This is a genomic window from Flexivirga endophytica, from assembly GCF_014640635.1.
Lineage (GTDB): Bacteria > Actinomycetota > Actinomycetes > Actinomycetales > Dermatophilaceae > Flexivirga > Flexivirga endophytica.
In genome coordinates this window covers 1-16,084 of record NZ_BMHI01000003.1, presented here as the reverse complement: position 1 = coordinate 16,084, position 16,084 = coordinate 1, and the positions used below count along the sequence as shown (strand labels likewise).

The window sequence follows — 16,084 nt, the reverse complement described above, 5'->3', positions numbered from 1 at the left end:
GTTGGCGCGGGTGTGAACCCGTGCCAGCAGACAAGATTCGATCAGTTACGGAGACAGTAGGTTGCCTACAATCAACCAGCTCGTCCGCAAGGGTCGGCAGGACAAGATCGCCAAGATCAAGACGCCGGCTCTCAAGGGCAGCCCCCAGCGACGCGGTGTGTGCACCCGCGTCTACACGACGACCCCGAAGAAGCCGAACTCCGCGCTTCGCAAGGTCGCGCGTGTTCGCCTCACCTCGGGCATCGAGGTCACCGCTTACATCCCGGGCGTCGGCCACAACCTGCAGGAGCACTCGATCGTGCTCGTGCGTGGCGGTCGTGTGAAGGACCTGCCGGGCGTGCGTTACAAGATCGTCCGCGGCTCGCTCGACACCCAGGGTGTCAAGGGCCGCCAGCAGGCTCGTTCCCATTACGGCGCGAAGAAGGAGAAGAAGTAATGCCTCGCAAGGGCCCCGCTCCCAAGCGCCCGCTCGTCGTCGACCCGGTCTACGGTTCCCCGTTGGTCACCCAGCTGGTCAACAAGATCCTGCTGGACGGCAAGAAGTCCATCGCCGAGCGCATCGTCTACGGCGCCATGGAAGGTTGCCGTGAGAAGACCGGCACCGACCCGGTCGTCACGCTGAAGCGCGCGCTGGACAACGTCAAGCCGAGCCTCGAGGTCAAGAGCCGCCGCGTCGGCGGTGCGACCTACCAGGTCCCGGTCGAGGTCAAGCCGGGTCGCGCGACCACGCTGTCGCTGCGCTGGCTCGTCGGCTACGCCCGTCAGCGTCGGGAGAAGACGATGACCGAGCGCCTCATGAACGAAATCCTCGACGCGAGCAACGGCCTGGGTGCCGCGGTCAAGCGCCGTGAGGACACCCACAAGATGGCCGAGTCCAACCGGGCCTTCGCGCACTACCGCTGGTGATGCGTGCCGTCGCCCGATGCCACGGCATCGGGCGACGGGCCCGGACGGCGACGCCGTCCATCACAACCGAGTCTGAACCACTCAAGAACTCACGAAAGAAGACAACGTGGCACTCGACGTGCTGACCGACCTGAAAAAGGTTCGCAACATCGGCATCATGGCGCACATCGATGCCGGTAAGACCACGACGACCGAGCGCATCCTGTTCTACACCGGTGTGAACCACAAGATCGGTGAGACCCACGACGGTGCCTCGACGACCGACTGGATGGAGCAGGAGAAGGAGCGGGGAATCACCATCACCTCCGCTGCCGTCACCTCCTTCTGGGACGGTACCCAGATCAACATCATCGACACCCCGGGTCACGTCGACTTCACCGTCGAGGTGGAGCGTTCGCTGCGTGTGCTCGACGGTGCCGTTGCCGTGTTCGACGGCAAGGAGGGCGTGGAGCCCCAGTCCGAGACCGTGTGGCGTCAGGCCGACAAGTACGACGTCCCCCGCATCGCATTCGTCAACAAGATGGACAAGATGGGCGCGGACTTCTACTTCACCGTCCAGACGGTCAAGGACCGTCTGGGTGCGGAGCCGCTGGTGCTGCAGCTGCCGATCGGTGCCGAGTCCGACTTCGTCGGCGTCGTCGACCTGGTCGAGATGCGCGCGCTGGTGTGGCCGGGTGACGCCAAGGGTGACGTCACCATGGGCGCCAAGTACGAGATCCAGGAGATCCCGGACGACCTCAAGGCGAAGGCCGACGAATACCGTCAGGCACTGGTCGAACGGGTTGCCGAGGCCGACGACGCGCTGATGGAGAAGTACCTCGACGGCGGCGAGCTCACGACCGACGAGATCAAGTCGGCCATCCGCAAGCTCACGGTCAACTCCGACCTCTACCCGATCCTGTGTGGCTCGGCGTTCAAGAACCGTGGTGTGCAGCCGATGCTGGACGCCGTGGTGGACTACCTCCCGTCGCCGCTGGACGTGCCCCCGATGATCGGTCACAAGCCGGGCGACGAGGACGTCGAGATCACTCGCGCGCCGAGCAAGGACGAGCCGTTCTCGGCGCTGGCCTTCAAGGTCGCCGCGCACCCGTTCTTCGGGACGCTGACCTTCATCCGGGTCTACTCCGGCCGCATCGCTGCCGGCAGCGCCGTCGTCAACTCGACCAAGGGTCGCAAGGAGCGCGTCGGCAAGCTCTTCCAGATGCACGCCAACAAGGAGAACCCGGTCGAGGAAGCGGTCGCCGGTCACATCTACGCGGCGATCGGTCTGAAGGACACCACCACTGGTGACACGCTCAGCGACCCGAACGAGCAGATCGTTCTGGAGTCGATGAGCTTCCCGGAGCCGGTCATCCACGTGGCGATCGAGCCCAAGACCAAGAGCGACCAGGAGAAGCTGGGCACCGCGATCCAGAAGCTGGCGCAGGAGGACCCGACCTTCACCGTCCGTCTGGACGAGGAGACCGGCCAGACCGTCATCGGCGGTATGGGCGAGCTGCACCTGGACATCATCGTCGACCGCATGAAGCGCGAGTTCAAGGTCGAGGCCAACGTCGGTGCACCGCAGGTCGCCTACCGCGAGACCATCCGTCGGTCGGTCGAGAAGTACGACTACACCCACAAGAAGCAGACCGGTGGATCCGGTCAGTTCGCGAAGGTGCAGTTGACGCTCGAGCCGCTGAACACCGAGGACGGCGAGCTCTACGAGTTCGAGAACAAGGTCACCGGTGGTCGCGTGCCGCGCGAATACATCCCGTCGGTCGACCAAGGCATCCAGGAGGCCATGCAGCTCGGCATCCTGGCCGGCTACCCGCTGGTCGGTGTGAAGGCCATCCTGCTGGACGGCGCCTACCACGACGTCGACTCCTCGGAGATGGCGTTCAAGATCGCCGGTTCGATGGCGCTCAAGGAGATGGCCCGCAAGGCCGACCCGGCGCTGCTCGAGCCGATGATGGCCGTCGAGGTTCGCACGCCCGAGGACTACATGGGCGATGTGATCGGCGACCTCAACTCGCGTCGTGGTCAGATCCAGGCCATGGAGGACATCAGCGGCGCCAAGGTCGTCAAGGCGGTCGTGCCGTTGTCCGAGATGTTCGGGTACGTCGGTGACCTGCGGTCCAAGACCCAAGGTCGTGCCAACTACACGATGCAGTTCGACTCGTACGCCGAGGTTCCCCGGAACGTCGCGGACGAGATCATCAAGAAGATCCGGGGCGAGTGACGCGGGGCGCCGCGGCATACCGAATTGATCGTGGTATGCCGCAGCGCTTATCGTCAGCCCGGCTGTCAATAAGGATGCGGCGATGACAGCAGGGGCTCGCGCAGCGAAGCAAGCGAGGCCCTACGCGCGGAATCGACGCAATCAGCACATCCAACACAACCGAAGGCGCCGCCCCGGCGTCAGCAACAGTCCTTGAAGGAGGACCCCACAGTGGCTAAGGCCAAGTTCGAGCGGACCAAGCCGCACGTCAACATCGGAACCATCGGTCACGTCGACCACGGCAAGACCACGTTGACGGCTGCTATCACCAAGGTGCTGGCGGACAAGTTCCCCGACCTCAACAAGGCGTCGGCGTTCGCGGACATCGACAACGCTCCCGAGGAGCGCCAGCGCGGTATCACCATCAACGTCTCCCACCAGGAGTACGAGACCGACAAGCGTCACTACGCGCACGTCGACGCCCCGGGTCACGCTGACTACGTCAAGAACATGATCACCGGTGCTGCTCAGATGGACGGCGCCATCCTGGTCGTCGCGGCCACTGACGGCCCGATGCCGCAGACCCGCGAGCACGTTCTGCTCGCCCGTCAGGTTGGCGTTCCCTACATCCTGGTGGCGCTGAACAAGGCCGACATGGTCGACGACGAGGAGATCCTCGAGCTCGTCGAGATGGAGGTCCGTGAGCTGCTGTCGAGCCAGGAGTTCGACGGCGACAACGCCCCGGTCGTGAAGGTCTCGGCGCTCAAGGCGCTCGAGGGCGACCCGGAGTGGACCAAGTCGGTCGAGGAGCTCATGGACGCGGTCGACGAGTCGATCCCGGACCCGGTCCGCGACATCGAGAAGCCCTTCCTGATGCCGATCGAGGACGTCTTCACGATCACCGGTCGTGGCACCGTCGTCACCGGTCGTATCGAGCGCGGCGTGCTCAACGTCAACGAAGAGGTCGAGATCGTCGGCATCAAGGAGACGTCGCAGAAGACCACCGTGACCGGCATCGAGATGTTCCGCAAGCTGCTCGACGAGGGTCGTGCGGGCGAGAACGTCGGCCTGTTGCTCCGTGGCACCAAGCGCGAGGACGTCGAGCGCGGTCAGGTCGTCGTGAAGCCGGGTTCGATCACCCCGCACACCGAGTTCGAGGGTCAGGTCTACATCCTGGGCAAGGACGAGGGTGGCCGTCACACGCCGTTCTACGACAACTACCGTCCGCAGTTCTACTTCCGGACCACGGACGTCACCGGTGTCGTGACGCTGCCGGAGGGCACCGAGATGGTCATGCCCGGTGACAACACCGAGATGTCCGTCCAGCTGATCCAGCCGATCGCCATGGAGGAGGGCCTGCGCTTCGCCATCCGCGAGGGCGGCCGTACCGTCGGCGCCGGCCGGGTCACCAAGATCAACAAGTGACCCTGGTGGGCTTCGCCCGCCGGATCACGAAGTAGATCGACCGAAGAGCCCCGGACCCTTGAGGGTCCGGGGCTCTTCGCATGCCCGCGTGTGCGGGCCGGAGCGTTCGGGTCAGAGCAGGCCCGCGTAGGGCGCCCACGTGCCGGTGCCCACTCCGATCAGCCGGACGCCGCCGGGCCGCACGTTCCGGACGACATAGGCGCGCTGCACCTGCGGTTTGGCGTCGATGCCACGCAGGACGCCGTTGCCGTCGCTGGTGATCGCGCGGAACCTGTTCCAGAAGCCGGTGCCGAACTCGGGGCCCTTGCTGTAGGTGCCGTTCGCATGGGCGTAGAAGGCGCTGAGCCGCCCGGTCGCCTTGCGGACCGCGACCAGGTCCGGCAGCCGGTCGCCGTTGAGGTCTCCGACCGGCAGCGGCTGCTTGTACGTGTTCAGCGGCATCAGGCGCCTGGTCGTGACGGTGCGTGCGCCGAAGTAGGTGACGTCGCCGCTCGTCGTGACGCCGATGCGACGCTGCGCCTTGCCGCGTGCCAGATCGTTGACGACGGCGAACTGACTGTATGCCGCCCAGCCGCTGCTGCCGGCCACCCGGACGCCGGCACCGAGCGTGCCTCGCCGACCGATCGCGTAACGGACCAGGTGACCGTCCGTGGCGACGCCGAGCAACTCGGCGGTGCCGTTCCCGTCGAAGTCGCCGCGCAACAGAGCCCGGTACTGATTGAGACCGGACCCGAGGGTGATGCCGGTCGTCCATCCGCGGTAGAGGCGGATGCTGCCGCCGCGCAGCGTGCTGCGGTAGGCGACCCGATCCAGGACGCGGTCGCCCGTCACGTCGCCGAACCCGGCGAGGCTCGTCGGCGCGGTCGTGGAGGGGGCGGGCTTCGAAACAGGTTGTGGCCACAGCACATTCAGCAGCGCGTCGGCGGACGACTGCGCCAATGCGTATTCGCCCCGGTATGCCGCGGCCGGTCGCTGCACGTCCGCCGCGACCTGTCCTGCGGGGGCCTTGAGCCACGAACTGCGCGGATAGATCTGCTGCATGACGCTGAGGAACTTCTTCGTCGCGGTCTCGGGGTTGATGCGCTGGGCGTAGGTGCCCCATGAGTTGCGTTGCTGGAAGAGGCCGACGCTGTCGAGGTCGCCGCCGGTGTAGTTGCGCAGGGTCGTCTCGACGATCGCGGTCATCAGGGCGATCTCGGCGGCCTTGCGATCCAGCCCGCTCGCCCGTGACGCGGCGACGATGCGGCGGGCGCAGGCAGCCTGTTCGGCGCTCAGCCGTCGCCCCATCCGGGCATAGGTCATGGCACCGGCGAGTGCGGTCGCGGTCACCCCGTCGCTCTTCGTCGGACCGCAGGACACCCAGGTGAGTGCGAGCGTGCCGCGCTGAGCGGACCGTTGCGCCCACACCGGATTGCCGGCCGGGCCGGGGATGCCCTGTTCGGCATACGTGGGCGCACTCGGTGCCGGGTCCGTGTCCGCGTTCGCGGGTGCGACGGCGAGCGAGCCGAGGAGGGCGGCTGCGGTGAAGGTGACGGTGAGAAGGCGGGGAGTACCCATGGTGATGTCCTCGTGGCTCGAGAGGCGGCAGAACGGCTCACCTCGGTCGCGGATGCGCCACGAGAGTGTGCGGAGAATATTGTGACAGTTGTGGCCCTTGTGCGTGTCGCGATCACCAAAGTCGCGGCGGATGCGGTATGGCGCGGCTCAGACGGGTGCAGGTGTGTCAGTGATGACCGCGGTCGGATTCCGACCGAAGACGAGCTCACCCTGCTGGAAGTCGGCCAGTTCGGCGGCGGTGAAGCGATGGATCACCACGGACGCCGGGTCGCTGTGCAGCGAGGCCGGGTCGATCACCAGGTAGCTGTCGGTGGACAACTCATAGCCGGCCACCACGATGAAGTGACTGATCGGATCGGTGTAACCCGGCGTGATGTCGTGTTTGTAGTCGTCCGGCAGCTTCTGCATGTCGCCGTTGACGATCGACACCCGGCCGGCGCGGGCAGACGCGGCGACCTGGTCCGGGACAGTGGCCGGGTCGCTGACGATCGTGGTGTCGAGGTCGTATGCCGAGAAGCCGCGCACCAGGTCGGTCGCACTGGTGCCGTGGTCGTCCTGCGACTTCGGGATACCCATGGTCGTGTAGCGCATGTACTGCGTGGCGGCCGAGTCGTTCATGCCGTCCCAGTGCACCGGTGTCCTGCCCATCGCGTAGATCGCGGCGATGGCGGCCACCGGTCCGCAGTTGTTCCATTGCGCATCACCGGTCCCGGCCTGCAGCAGGGGGAACAGCCGGGGGTACTCCGCCGCGTCGTCGGCGGAACGCACCCGGTCGATCGCACCGGTGCCATTGGCCCAGGCGGTGGTCTGCACATAGCGCGTGCTCGTCGATCCGTCGGTGTCGGCGGTCGCGGTCGGCGCAACTGCCAGGAGCAGCGCGATACTGACCGGTGTGGCCAGCAGGCGTCGGTGGGCCTGTTTCATGAGTGACTCCTGAGAACGGGGATCTTCGAGCCTAGGGGCGGCATGCGGCTGTGCAAGTGAACGGACCCTCAAATTTGGACAAGTTATACAAGGGCTCTTGTGTATGGCGCGAACGGGCACCACGCTGAGGGAATGCCACGCAGGACCGCCGCCGAGCGGCATACCGACTCCGCTCCGCCCGAGGAGATTCCCGCGTTGCCCGAGGGGGCCGCACTGATCGACGCGCTGCTCGCCCTGCACCACCCGGTGCGGCGACGCATCTTCGAGATCCTGACCAACGACGGGCCGGCGACGGTCGGGCAGCTCGCATCCCGGCTCGGCATCGCGGTCGGTTCGGTCAGTCATCACCTCAAGCCGATGCACAAGGCGGGCTTCATCGAACCGGCGCCGGAGTTGGCGAAGGACACGCGTGAGTCGTGGTGGCGGGGCCGGCAGCGTCGATTGTCCTGGAGTAGGGAGGACTACGCGGACGGCAGCTTCGCCCGCCAGGTGACCGACACCGCCGAGCATGCAAATCTCGAATATCTCAATGCGGCGACGGTGCGGTGGATGCGCACCCGCGACGAGCTGCCGGCGCAGTGGCAGGAGAGCTTGGCGACCGACTCGTTCGTGCCCGCCACCGTGGACCAGCTGAAGGACCTGATGCAGCGCCTCGACGCATTGACCGAGGAGTGGTCGCGTGAGGTCCGCGCCGACGCCGGGCTGCACCCGGACGCGGAACGTCGTCCGGTGCGCCTCATCGCGCGGGTCTTCCCGAGTGAGCCGGGTGCGGTATGACGACGTCCACCGTCGACGAGCCGCAGCTGATCGGACCCACGCCGCCGCCGGTGAAGCGGGACCGCATGGTGCAGGCGTACCTCTTCGCGGTGATCGTCTCCGCGGCCGGCGACACGGTCTTCGCGATCGGTCTCGCGTGGACCGCCGTGCACATGTTCTCGCCGGGACTGGCCGGCTTCGTACTCGGCGTCGAGATGCTGCCGCAGGCGATCTGCACCTTGTTCGGCGGGGTGATCGCCGACCGCTATGACACTCGCCGGGTGATGATGCTGGGCGAATTCGCCCGCGTCGCAGTGCTGTTCGTCGCCGCGGCCTGCTGGGAGAGCGGATTGCACGCGGGCGCAGTGCTTTTCGCGGTCGCCATCTGCTTCGGGACCGTCAGTGGGTTGAGTGGTCCTGCGTCCCGGACGCTCGTGCGGCAGTTGGTCCACACCGACGATCTGGTCACGGTCAGTGGTTGGGCACAGACCGGCTCCCGCCTGGCCCGCCTGCTCGGCGCCCCGCTCGGCGCCGTCATCATCCACTGGGGTTTCGGCTTCTCGATGATCGCGGACGGGTTGACGTTCCTCGGCGTGCTGATCGTGTTGCGGCTCGTCGTACACGTCCGCTTCCGGTTGCCGCGGACGCCGAACGAGCCGATGCTGCAGTCGTTGCGTTCCGGCTGGGACTACATCCGCGAGTCGGAGGTCGCACGGATCTTCCTCTTGGGCCTGGCGGCGCTGAACGTCTTCGTCACGCCCGTGATGTCTGTCGGGGTCGCGTTGCGGGTGTCCCAATCCCAATGGGGATCGGGCTGGTTGGGAGCTTCGGAGGCGACGTTCGCTGTCGGCGCCATCATCGGATCGGTGATCGGGACCCGTTGGCAGGGCGACTACCTGCCGGCGCGCTCCTTCCGGTTGCTGGTGCTGCAGGGCGTCGGACTGAGTGCCGTCGGTCTGCCCACGCGGTTCGGGCTCGTTCTCGGTATGACGATCGTGGGTGTCACCGCCGGGTTGGCGTCGGTCTGGCTGAGTGGGTCCTTCCAGCGGATCATCGCGCCGAGCCATCTGGGCAGAGTCGGGTCGGTGAGCAATCTGGGGGACCTGGTGCTGACTCCGGCGACCACGCCGATCTTCGGGCTGCTCGCCGGTGCCTCGTCGGTGCTGTTCGCGACGACGGTGTGCGGGCTCGCGATGGGATGCCTCTGTGCGGCGTTCGCACTCAACCCACGGATACGGCAGTTGAAGTGACAGCTCGCTGACGGGCGATTCTCGGCACGCTGTGATATGGGTCACACTGTGTTAGCGTTCGCCGATGGCCACAGGGAAACGCGCGGCACGCATCGCGGCCGGCTTGGCAAGCCCGTCCACCCGATCGCGCTACGTGGCGGCGGCAAGACGAAGGTTGAGCGCGATCATCGACCCGACCGCCGCGCCGGAGCGTTGCCTGGCTTGCGGCGCGGGTCATCCGCGACGCCGGAAGATCACCTACGCCAAGGACGGCACCGTCTTCGACGTCAGGGTCTGTCGCGTGTGCGGACACGTGGCCAACCCGGACAACGTGCACGACTACCGACAGTTCAAGAAGCTCGACAAACTGCCGATGCGGGCGCGGGTCGGCACCGAGGACCGCAAGGGCCGCGAGTTCCACATGGCGCAGATGGCCGCGGAGATCATGGCGCCCCGGTCCGAGATCGACGTCCTCATCTATGGCGCCGGCCGCAGTTTCGACAACCGGCACATCGCCGCCCTCCCGCAGTTCCGCGACGTCGCCGTCGCCGACGTGATGAAGTTGCGCGACGATGCGGAGTTCATCGACATCAACAAACCGGCGGCGAAGCGGTTCCCGTTGGTGGTCGCGTGCGAGGTCGTCGAGCACTTCCTGGATCCTGCGACGGAGTTCGCCGCGCTGTTCGCTCATGTCGCCAAGGACGGATTGCTGGTCTGCTCCACCAACGTCTACGACGGCAGCAACATGCGCAACCACAAATACATCTTCACGCCGGGGCACGCCTCCTACTACACACCGGAGGCGCTGATCCACCTGGCGGAGGCCAACGGCTACCGGATCGACTTCCGTGCGCCTCTGGTGGCGACCGGCTACGGCGGCCCGCGCAAGCGCTACGTCTTCTTCAGCAAGAACGCCGAGGTGATGTCCGGTGTTGCGGCGTACTTCGGCAGGCACCTCTATGCCCCCTCCGAGGGCGCTTGGGCCAACAAGGAGCTCGCGGAGGCGGAGCGTCGGGAGAAGGAGCAGCCTGCGGTCCTCAACGGGCAGGCGACTGCCTGACCGACCCCGCTGGCGGCGCGCTGAACAACCATGGTGTGGTGACCTGCAGCGTGCGTGCAATGTCGTGCTGGAATTCGACAGCACGCGAAATGACTGCAGGCTCACCGGCCTTCGGGTGTATGACGGCGTTGCCGAGGGCGACATACAGGCTGCGCAGAGTGTGCATCGAGTTCGTCGCCGGCGGCGGCACGGGGCCGTGCTCGCCGGTCGCGAACATCGTGGCGACGGGCTCGAGCAGATCGTCCAGGTCGGCGCTCCCGTCGCCGAGGAGTATGGCGACCACCGCCGCCGCGACGCGGTCGTCCTCCTGATCGCGCCATACGAAATCCGTTGCGGCGGTGACGCGCTCGGCGATCGTCCCGAGCAATCGGCCGGCCGGCGCCAGTCCCGCTGCGCCGATCTCGCCGAGCGCGTCGGCGCCGTGAGCGACCGCGTGGATCCAGCCGACCGGCTCGGCATACCCACGCAGGTCGGTCTCCGCCGGCCACCAGGCGAGCAGCGCGTCCGTCCACCCGACCGGCCAGTCGTCGTCCTCGGCGGACCAGGTCGAGGCCAGCAGCGCGAACACCAGCGGCGCGAAGGAACGCGCGTAGGACTCGGAGTGATCGAGCCGCTCGAGCATCCGGTCGCCCAGCCACTGCCGTTGTTCGCCACTCAGCTGCCGCTCCGTGACCGCGGACGCCAATCCCGAGTAGGCGCCGTCGTCGCGAGCGGTCGGATCGGCCGAGGCGAGTTCGGCGACGAGACGGTCGAGGGTCTGCTGGTCCATGGCCGCAGCCTAGGTAGTCGATCCGTCGTCCCGGTGAGCCGCGTCACACGACGTCCGTCATGCGGTCCCTCGGGCGGCCGTGCCCTGCGCCTTTGAGAGACTGTGGTGACCGCTTCGGATGTCCCCCAGGAGAACCCGCCGTGTCCAACGCGCAACCATTGACCGAGCTTTCCGCCGACCAGCTCGCCGCTTTCCGCCAGGAGCAGCAGGCGGCATACGAGACGTTGAAGTCCAGCGGACTCAAGCTCGATCTCACGCGCGGCAAGCCGTCGGCGCAACAGCTGGACCTGTCCAACGGACTGCTCCAGCTGCCCACGTCGTATGTCGACGCGGCCGGCACCGACACCCGCAACTACGGCGGGCTGCAGGGCATCGCGCAACTGCGCGAGATCTTCGCCGAGTTGCTCTGGGTCGAGCCTGAGCAGGTCGTCGCCGGCGGCAACTCCAGCCTGACGATGATGCGCGACACGCTCTACTACCTGATGCTCTCCGGCGGCGTCGACTCGCCGCGTCCGTGGGCTCAGGAGGAGAAGGTCCGCTTCATCTGCCCGGTGCCCGGCTACGACCGGCATCACACCCTGCTGGAGTCGCTCGGCATCGAGATGCTGACCGTGCCGATGCAGGCCGACGGCCCGGACGCCGACGCCGTCGCGGCTCTCGTCGCCGACGACCCGACGATCAAGGGCATCTGGATCGTGCCGACCTACTCCAACCCGGCCGGCGCGGTGTGCAGCCAGGAGGTCGCGGCCAAGCTCGCGTCGATGCCGACGGCGGCGCCCGACTTCAAGATCTTCTGGGACAACGCCTACGCGTTCCACCACCTGACCCAGGACGAGGCCAAGAGCGCCGACGTCCTGTCCCTGGCCAGCGCGGCCGGCCACCCCAATCGGCCGATCATGTTCGCGTCGACCTCCAAGATCACCTTCGCCGGCGCCGGCGTCGGGTTCCTGGCCGCGTCCGTCGAGCAGGTGAAGTGGTACCTCGGTCACCTCGGCAAGGGTTCGATCGGGCCGGACAAGATCAACCAGTTGCGGCACGCCGAGTTCTTCGGTGACGCAGACGGCGTGCGCAAGCACATGCGCGGGCACCGCGACATCATCGCGCCGAAGTTCGCCGAGGTGCAGCGGATCCTGCGTCAGCGGCTCGGCGGCAAGGGTGTCGCGACCTGGACCGATCCCATCGGCGGATACTTCGTCAGCCTCGACGTCATACCGGGCACGGCCAGCCGCGTGGTGCAACTCGCCAAGGACGCCGGCATCGCTCTGACGCCCGCCGGCGCGTCATACCCCTACGGCAACGACCCCGACGACACCAACATCCGGCTCGCGCCGACGTTCCCGGTCGCCGAGGAGGTCACCGCCGCGATGGAAGCCGTCGCCACGTGCGTCCTGCTGGCGGCCGCCGAGAAGCTCGCCGGATAACAGGCGTCAGCACCGGGACGGCAGGGAGTCGATGAGCGCGCCATACGCACGAGCACCCCGTGCCCCGGGTGGCCGTGCGTATGGCAGAGTTCGGCCTGTGGATTTCCCGGCCGAGACGCCCGCGACCCCGGTCTTCTTCGTGGCCGGCGGAACGGGTATCTCCGCTGAGACCCTCGGCAACATGATGTTGCAACAGTTCCCCAGCGTGCGGTTCGTGCGCGAGAAGCTGCCCTTCATCAAGACACCCGAGCAGGCGCGTGACGCGGTCGCCCAGATGGACGCGGCCAAGACCGACGGCGTGATGCCGCTGGTCTTCTCGACCGTCGCCGTCGAGGAGATCCGCGAGATCCTGTCCGGCACCGAGTGCGCCTTCATCGACCTCTTCGGGTCCCACCTGGACATGGTCGAGCGGGTGCTGCACGTCAACGCCGCGCACAACGCGAGCAGCGCGCACGGGGTCCGCGACGTCGGTGAGTACGACGCCCGGATGAAAGCCGTCGAGTTCGCGATCGAGCACGACGACGGCCAGAGCCTGCGCCAGCTGGAGCGCGCCGACCTGATCCTCACCGCGCCGTCGCGCTGCGGCAAGACGCCGACGACCATGTATCTCGCCCTGCAGTACGGCCTCCTCGTGGCCAACTATCCACTGGTCGAGGAGGACTTCGAGACCGGCGGTATGCCGCGCCCGATCGCCCCGTATGTCGACAAGTGCTTCGGGTTGCTGTCGACCGCGCAACGGCTGAGTCAGGTGCGCACGGAGCGGCGGCCGGGCTCGACATACGCCACCTTGTCGCAGTGCACCTACGAGTTGCGACGCGCGGAAGCCATGTTCCGCGCGCACCGCATCCCCTATGTCAACTCCTCGGCGATGTCCGTGGAGGAGATGGCCGCCATGATCATGCAGACGCGCAAGCTGAGCGCCGGGCGCAAGCCGCGGCCCGGCAGTCGATGACGCGCCACGGCGGAGCTGACCTGCGTCTGAATAAACTTCAGCCGCGTCATACGAAAGGAATCCCGACATGACGAACATCGAGTGGTTCGCCGATCTCGGCATCAACGACGTCGAGACCGTGGGCGGCAAGAATGCCTCGCTCGGTGAGATGGTGCAGCACCTGAGCAAGGCCGGCGTGAGCGTGCCGACCGGGTTCGCGACCACGGCGGAGGCATATCGGCGCTTCCTGACCGAGACCGGACTGAAGGCTGAGATCGACGAGTTGCTCGACGGGCTCGACGTGGACGACGTGCGGGAGCTGGCCAAGGTCGGTGCCAAGATCCGTGGCGACATCGAGCAGCAGACCTTCCCGGCTGATCTGGATGCCGACATCCGTTCGGCATACGAGCGACTGACCGGCGAGCAGGGCGCGGAGGTCACCTTCGCGGTGCGCTCCAGCGCGACCGCCGAGGACCTGCCGGACGCGTCCTTCGCCGGGCAGCAGGAGACCTTCCTCAACATCAGCGGGATCGACAACGTCCTGCACGCGATCAAACTGGTCTTCGCCTCGCTCTACAACGACCGCGCGATCGCCTACCGCGTGCACGCGGGTTACGACCACTCGCTGGTCGCCCTGTCGGCAGGCATCCAGCGCATGGTGCGCTCGGACATCGGGTCCTCCGGCGTGATGTTCACGATGGACACCGAGTCGGGGTTCCGGGACGCCGTCTTCATCACCTCCAGCTACGGCTTGGGTGAGGCCGTCGTGCAAGGTGCGGTCAACCCGGACGAGTTCTACGTCTTCAAGCCCGCCCTGAAGGCCGGCCGCCCGGCGATCCTCAAGCGCGGCGTCGGCTCCAAGGCGACCAAGATGGTCTACACCGACGACCCGACCGTGGGGGAGACCATCCACTTCGTGCCGGTCGACGAGGCCGACCAGGGCAAGCTCTCGCTGACCGACGACGAGGTCACCGAGCTGGCCAAGCACGCGATCGCGATCGAGGAACACTACGGCCGGCCGATGGACATCGAGTGGGGCAAGGACGGTGTCGACGGCAAGCTCTACATCCTGCAGGCCCGTCCTGAGACCGTGCAGTCGCGCGCGAACACCTCGACGCTGCAGCGTTTCGTGCTCAAGGAGCGTGGACCGGTCGTCGTCGAGGGTCGCGCCATCGGCCAGAAGATCGGCGCCGGTGCGGTGCGCACGTTGGGCTCGATCGACTCGATGCACGAGTTCCAGCCCGGCGAGGTCCTCGTCGCCGACATGACCGACCCCGACTGGGAGCCGATCATGAAGCGCGCGTCGGCGATCATCACCAACCGTGGCGGCCGCACCTGCCATGCGGCGATCATCGCTCGTGAGCTCGGCATACCCGCTGTCGTCGGCACCGCGAGCGCGACCAAGGACCTGACCGACGGCCAGCAGGTCACCGTCTCGTGCGCCGAGGGCGACACCGGTTTCGTGTATGACGGCGCTCGCGAGTTCGAGGTCAACGAGACCGCGCTGGACGAGATGCCCGACCTGCCGGTCAAGATCATGATGAACGTCGGCACCCCGGACCAGGCGTTCGAGTTCAGCCGCCTCCCCAACAAGGGGATCGGCCTGGCTCGGTTGGAGTTCATCATCAACCGGCAGATCGGCATCCACCCGCGGGCGCTGCTGGAGTTGGACGACCAGGACCCGGAGATCCGCGGGCAGATCGACGCGCTGATCTCGGCATACGACAGCCCGCGCGAGTTCTTCGTCAAGCGGGTCGCCGAGGGCGTCTCAACGCTGGCTGCGGCGTTCTACCCCGAGCCGGTCATAGTGCGCATGTCGGACTTCAAGTCCAACGAATACGCGGGCATGCTCGGCGGCGAGCGCTACGAGCCCGACGAAGAAAACCCGATGATCGGCTACCGAGGCGCATCTCGTTATTTGTCAAAGGATTTCGAGGACTGCTTCGCGATGGAGTGCGAGGCGCTGCGCTATGTCCGCGAGGACATGGGACTGACCAACATCAAGGTGATGATTCCGTTCGTGCGCACGCTCGAGGAGGCTGAAGGCGTCATCGACCTGCTGGCCAAGAACGGTCTGAAGCGCGGCGAGAACGACCTGCAGGTCATCATGATGTGCGAGGTGCCGAGCAACGCGGTCATCGCCGACCAGTTCCTCGACCACTTCGACGGCTTCTCGATCGGGTCCAACGACATGACCCAGCTGACGCTGGGTCTGGACCGCGACTCCGGACTGGTCGCGGCGGGATTCGACGAGCGCAACCCGGCGGTCAAGGCGATGCTCGCCATGGCGATCAAGGCGTGCAAGGACCGCGGCAAGTATGTCGGGATCTGTGGTCAGGGTCCTTCGGACCACCCGGACCTGGCCGACTGGCTGTTGGACCAGGGCATCGAGTCCATGTCGCTCAACCCGGACACCGTCGTCGAGACGTGGCTGCGACTGGCCAAGCACAGCGCCGGCGAGGCGTCGGCCCCCGCGGCCGAGTAGCTCACCCTTCTCGCGCGTATGGCGCAGGCGCCCTCCCCAAACTCGGGGAGGGCGCCTGTTTTCGTGGCCTCCGAGTCCGCCGACATCGGGGATCCGTATGCCGCACCCGTCCCGGGATGTCCAACCGGGCGGGTCTTACGGGATGAGCCCCGGTCTGCCTACCTGTGTTGCGTGCTGACCTGCTGGTTCGCCGTTTGTGGAACCTCTATCGAGACGCCTGCTCCCTGGACGAGAACTCGTTTGTGGGATCCGAACGAGGTCGAACTTCGTCGCACCAATCGGGTAGTCGTCTGGGCACCTGCAGCGGTGGTGGACCTGAAGGTCGGGGCCTGCACTGAATTGAAGGGGGCGATTATGTTCGTATCTGCAGCAAGCCGCGCAACCATGCTGCTAGTCGCAGCCGTTGGTCTGAGTGGATGCG

The 16,084-nt window shown here is 66.7% G+C and carries 13 protein-coding genes; 10 read left to right on the top strand and 3 right to left on the bottom strand.

Annotation, left to right across the window (positions count from 1 at the left end):
* Positions 1-61 precede the first annotated feature (61 nt).
* The 4 genes from rpsL (at position 62) to tuf (ending at position 4,531) form a co-directional block, all read left to right on the top strand.
* A complete protein-coding gene (gene rpsL / locus IEX71_RS08640; RefSeq protein ID WP_188836632.1) occupies positions 62-436 on the top strand; it encodes a 30S ribosomal protein S12 in 375 nt (124 codons plus the stop codon).
* Positions 436-906, top strand: a complete 471-nt coding sequence (gene rpsG, locus IEX71_RS08635; RefSeq protein ID WP_188836631.1) for a 30S ribosomal protein S7 — start codon at positions 436-438, stop codon at positions 904-906. Before rpsL ends, rpsG begins: the two co-directional genes overlap by 1 nt.
* A gap of 106 nt (positions 907-1,012) precedes the next feature.
* A complete protein-coding gene (gene fusA / locus IEX71_RS08630) occupies positions 1,013-3,127 on the top strand; it encodes an elongation factor G (RefSeq protein ID WP_188836630.1) in 2,115 nt (704 codons plus the stop codon).
* Between the two features lie 210 nt (positions 3,128-3,337).
* A complete protein-coding gene (gene tuf, locus IEX71_RS08625) occupies positions 3,338-4,531 on the top strand; it encodes an elongation factor Tu (RefSeq protein ID WP_188836629.1) in 1,194 nt (397 codons plus the stop codon).
* A gap of 111 nt (positions 4,532-4,642) precedes the next feature.
* Here the strand turns inward: tuf and IEX71_RS08620 are convergent, their stop codons facing one another.
* Both IEX71_RS08620 and IEX71_RS08615 read right to left on the bottom strand, forming a co-directional pair.
* On the bottom strand, positions 4,643-6,088 hold the full coding sequence (locus tag IEX71_RS08620) for a hypothetical protein (protein ID WP_188836628.1): 1,446 nt from the start codon (positions 6,086-6,088) through the stop codon (positions 4,643-4,645).
* Between the two features lie 147 nt (positions 6,089-6,235).
* Complete coding sequence (locus IEX71_RS08615; protein WP_188836627.1) at positions 6,236-7,012, bottom strand: cysteine peptidase family C39 domain-containing protein; 777 nt, start codon at positions 7,010-7,012, stop codon at positions 6,236-6,238.
* Between the two features lie 132 nt (positions 7,013-7,144).
* Here IEX71_RS08615 and IEX71_RS08610 point away from each other — a divergent pair, with 132 nt between their 5' ends.
* The 3 genes from IEX71_RS08610 (at position 7,145) to IEX71_RS08600 (ending at position 10,057) form a co-directional block, all read left to right on the top strand.
* Complete coding sequence (locus IEX71_RS08610; RefSeq protein WP_188836626.1) at positions 7,145-7,789, top strand: winged helix-turn-helix domain-containing protein; 645 nt, start codon at positions 7,145-7,147, stop codon at positions 7,787-7,789.
* Positions 7,786-9,018, top strand: a complete 1,233-nt coding sequence (locus IEX71_RS08605; protein ID WP_188836625.1) for an MFS transporter — start codon at positions 7,786-7,788, stop codon at positions 9,016-9,018. The genes IEX71_RS08610 and IEX71_RS08605 overlap by 4 nt, the downstream gene beginning before the upstream one ends.
* Positions 9,019-9,082: 64 nt before the next feature.
* On the top strand, positions 9,083-10,057 hold the full coding sequence (locus tag IEX71_RS08600; RefSeq protein WP_188836624.1) for a methyltransferase domain-containing protein: 975 nt from the start codon (positions 9,083-9,085) through the stop codon (positions 10,055-10,057).
* Here IEX71_RS08600 and IEX71_RS08595 read toward each other — a convergent pair.
* Positions 10,035-10,826: a DUF2785 domain-containing protein gene (locus IEX71_RS08595; RefSeq protein ID WP_188836623.1), complete on the bottom strand. Its 792-nt coding sequence runs from the start codon at positions 10,824-10,826 to the stop codon at positions 10,035-10,037. The two genes, IEX71_RS08600 and IEX71_RS08595, sit on opposite strands and share 23 nt — an antisense overlap.
* Before the next feature lie 140 nt (positions 10,827-10,966).
* On the opposite strand from IEX71_RS08595, the gene IEX71_RS08590 reads away from it, so the two are divergent.
* The 3 genes from IEX71_RS08590 (at position 10,967) to ppsA (ending at position 15,663) form a co-directional block, all read left to right on the top strand.
* Positions 10,967-12,247 carry an aspartate aminotransferase type Ic gene (locus IEX71_RS08590; protein ID WP_229749601.1) on the top strand — a complete coding sequence of 427 codons (1,281 nt, stop codon included), beginning with the start codon at positions 10,967-10,969 and terminating at the stop codon, positions 12,245-12,247.
* 97 nt (positions 12,248-12,344) lie between these two features.
* Positions 12,345-13,199 carry a pyruvate, water dikinase regulatory protein gene (locus IEX71_RS08585; RefSeq protein ID WP_268235945.1) on the top strand — a complete coding sequence of 285 codons (855 nt, stop codon included), beginning with the start codon at positions 12,345-12,347 and terminating at the stop codon, positions 13,197-13,199.
* A gap of 67 nt (positions 13,200-13,266) precedes the next feature.
* Entirely contained in the window at positions 13,267-15,663 is a 2,397-nt protein-coding gene (ppsA, locus tag IEX71_RS08580) for a phosphoenolpyruvate synthase (protein WP_188836620.1), read from the top strand.
* Positions 15,664-16,084 lie beyond the last annotated feature (421 nt).

Coding starts and splice junctions, on each gene's coding strand:
- IEX71_RS08600 (WP_188836624.1), top strand. CDS start 9,083: ATGGCCACAGGGAAACGCGCGGCACGCATCGCGGCCGGCTTGGCAAGC.
- IEX71_RS08620 (WP_188836628.1), bottom strand. CDS start 6,088: ATGGGTACTCCCCGCCTTCTCACCGTCACCTTCACCGCAGCCGCCCTC.
- IEX71_RS08595 (WP_188836623.1), bottom strand. CDS start 10,826: ATGGACCAGCAGACCCTCGACCGTCTCGTCGCCGAACTCGCCTCGGCC.
- ppsA (WP_188836620.1), top strand. CDS start 13,267: ATGACGAACATCGAGTGGTTCGCCGATCTCGGCATCAACGACGTCGAG.
- rpsG (WP_188836631.1), top strand. CDS start 436: ATGCCTCGCAAGGGCCCCGCTCCCAAGCGCCCGCTCGTCGTCGACCCG.
- IEX71_RS08610 (WP_188836626.1), top strand. CDS start 7,145: ATGCCACGCAGGACCGCCGCCGAGCGGCATACCGACTCCGCTCCGCCC.
- IEX71_RS08605 (WP_188836625.1), top strand. CDS start 7,786: ATGACGACGTCCACCGTCGACGAGCCGCAGCTGATCGGACCCACGCCG.
- IEX71_RS08615 (WP_188836627.1), bottom strand. CDS start 7,012: ATGAAACAGGCCCACCGACGCCTGCTGGCCACACCGGTCAGTATCGCG.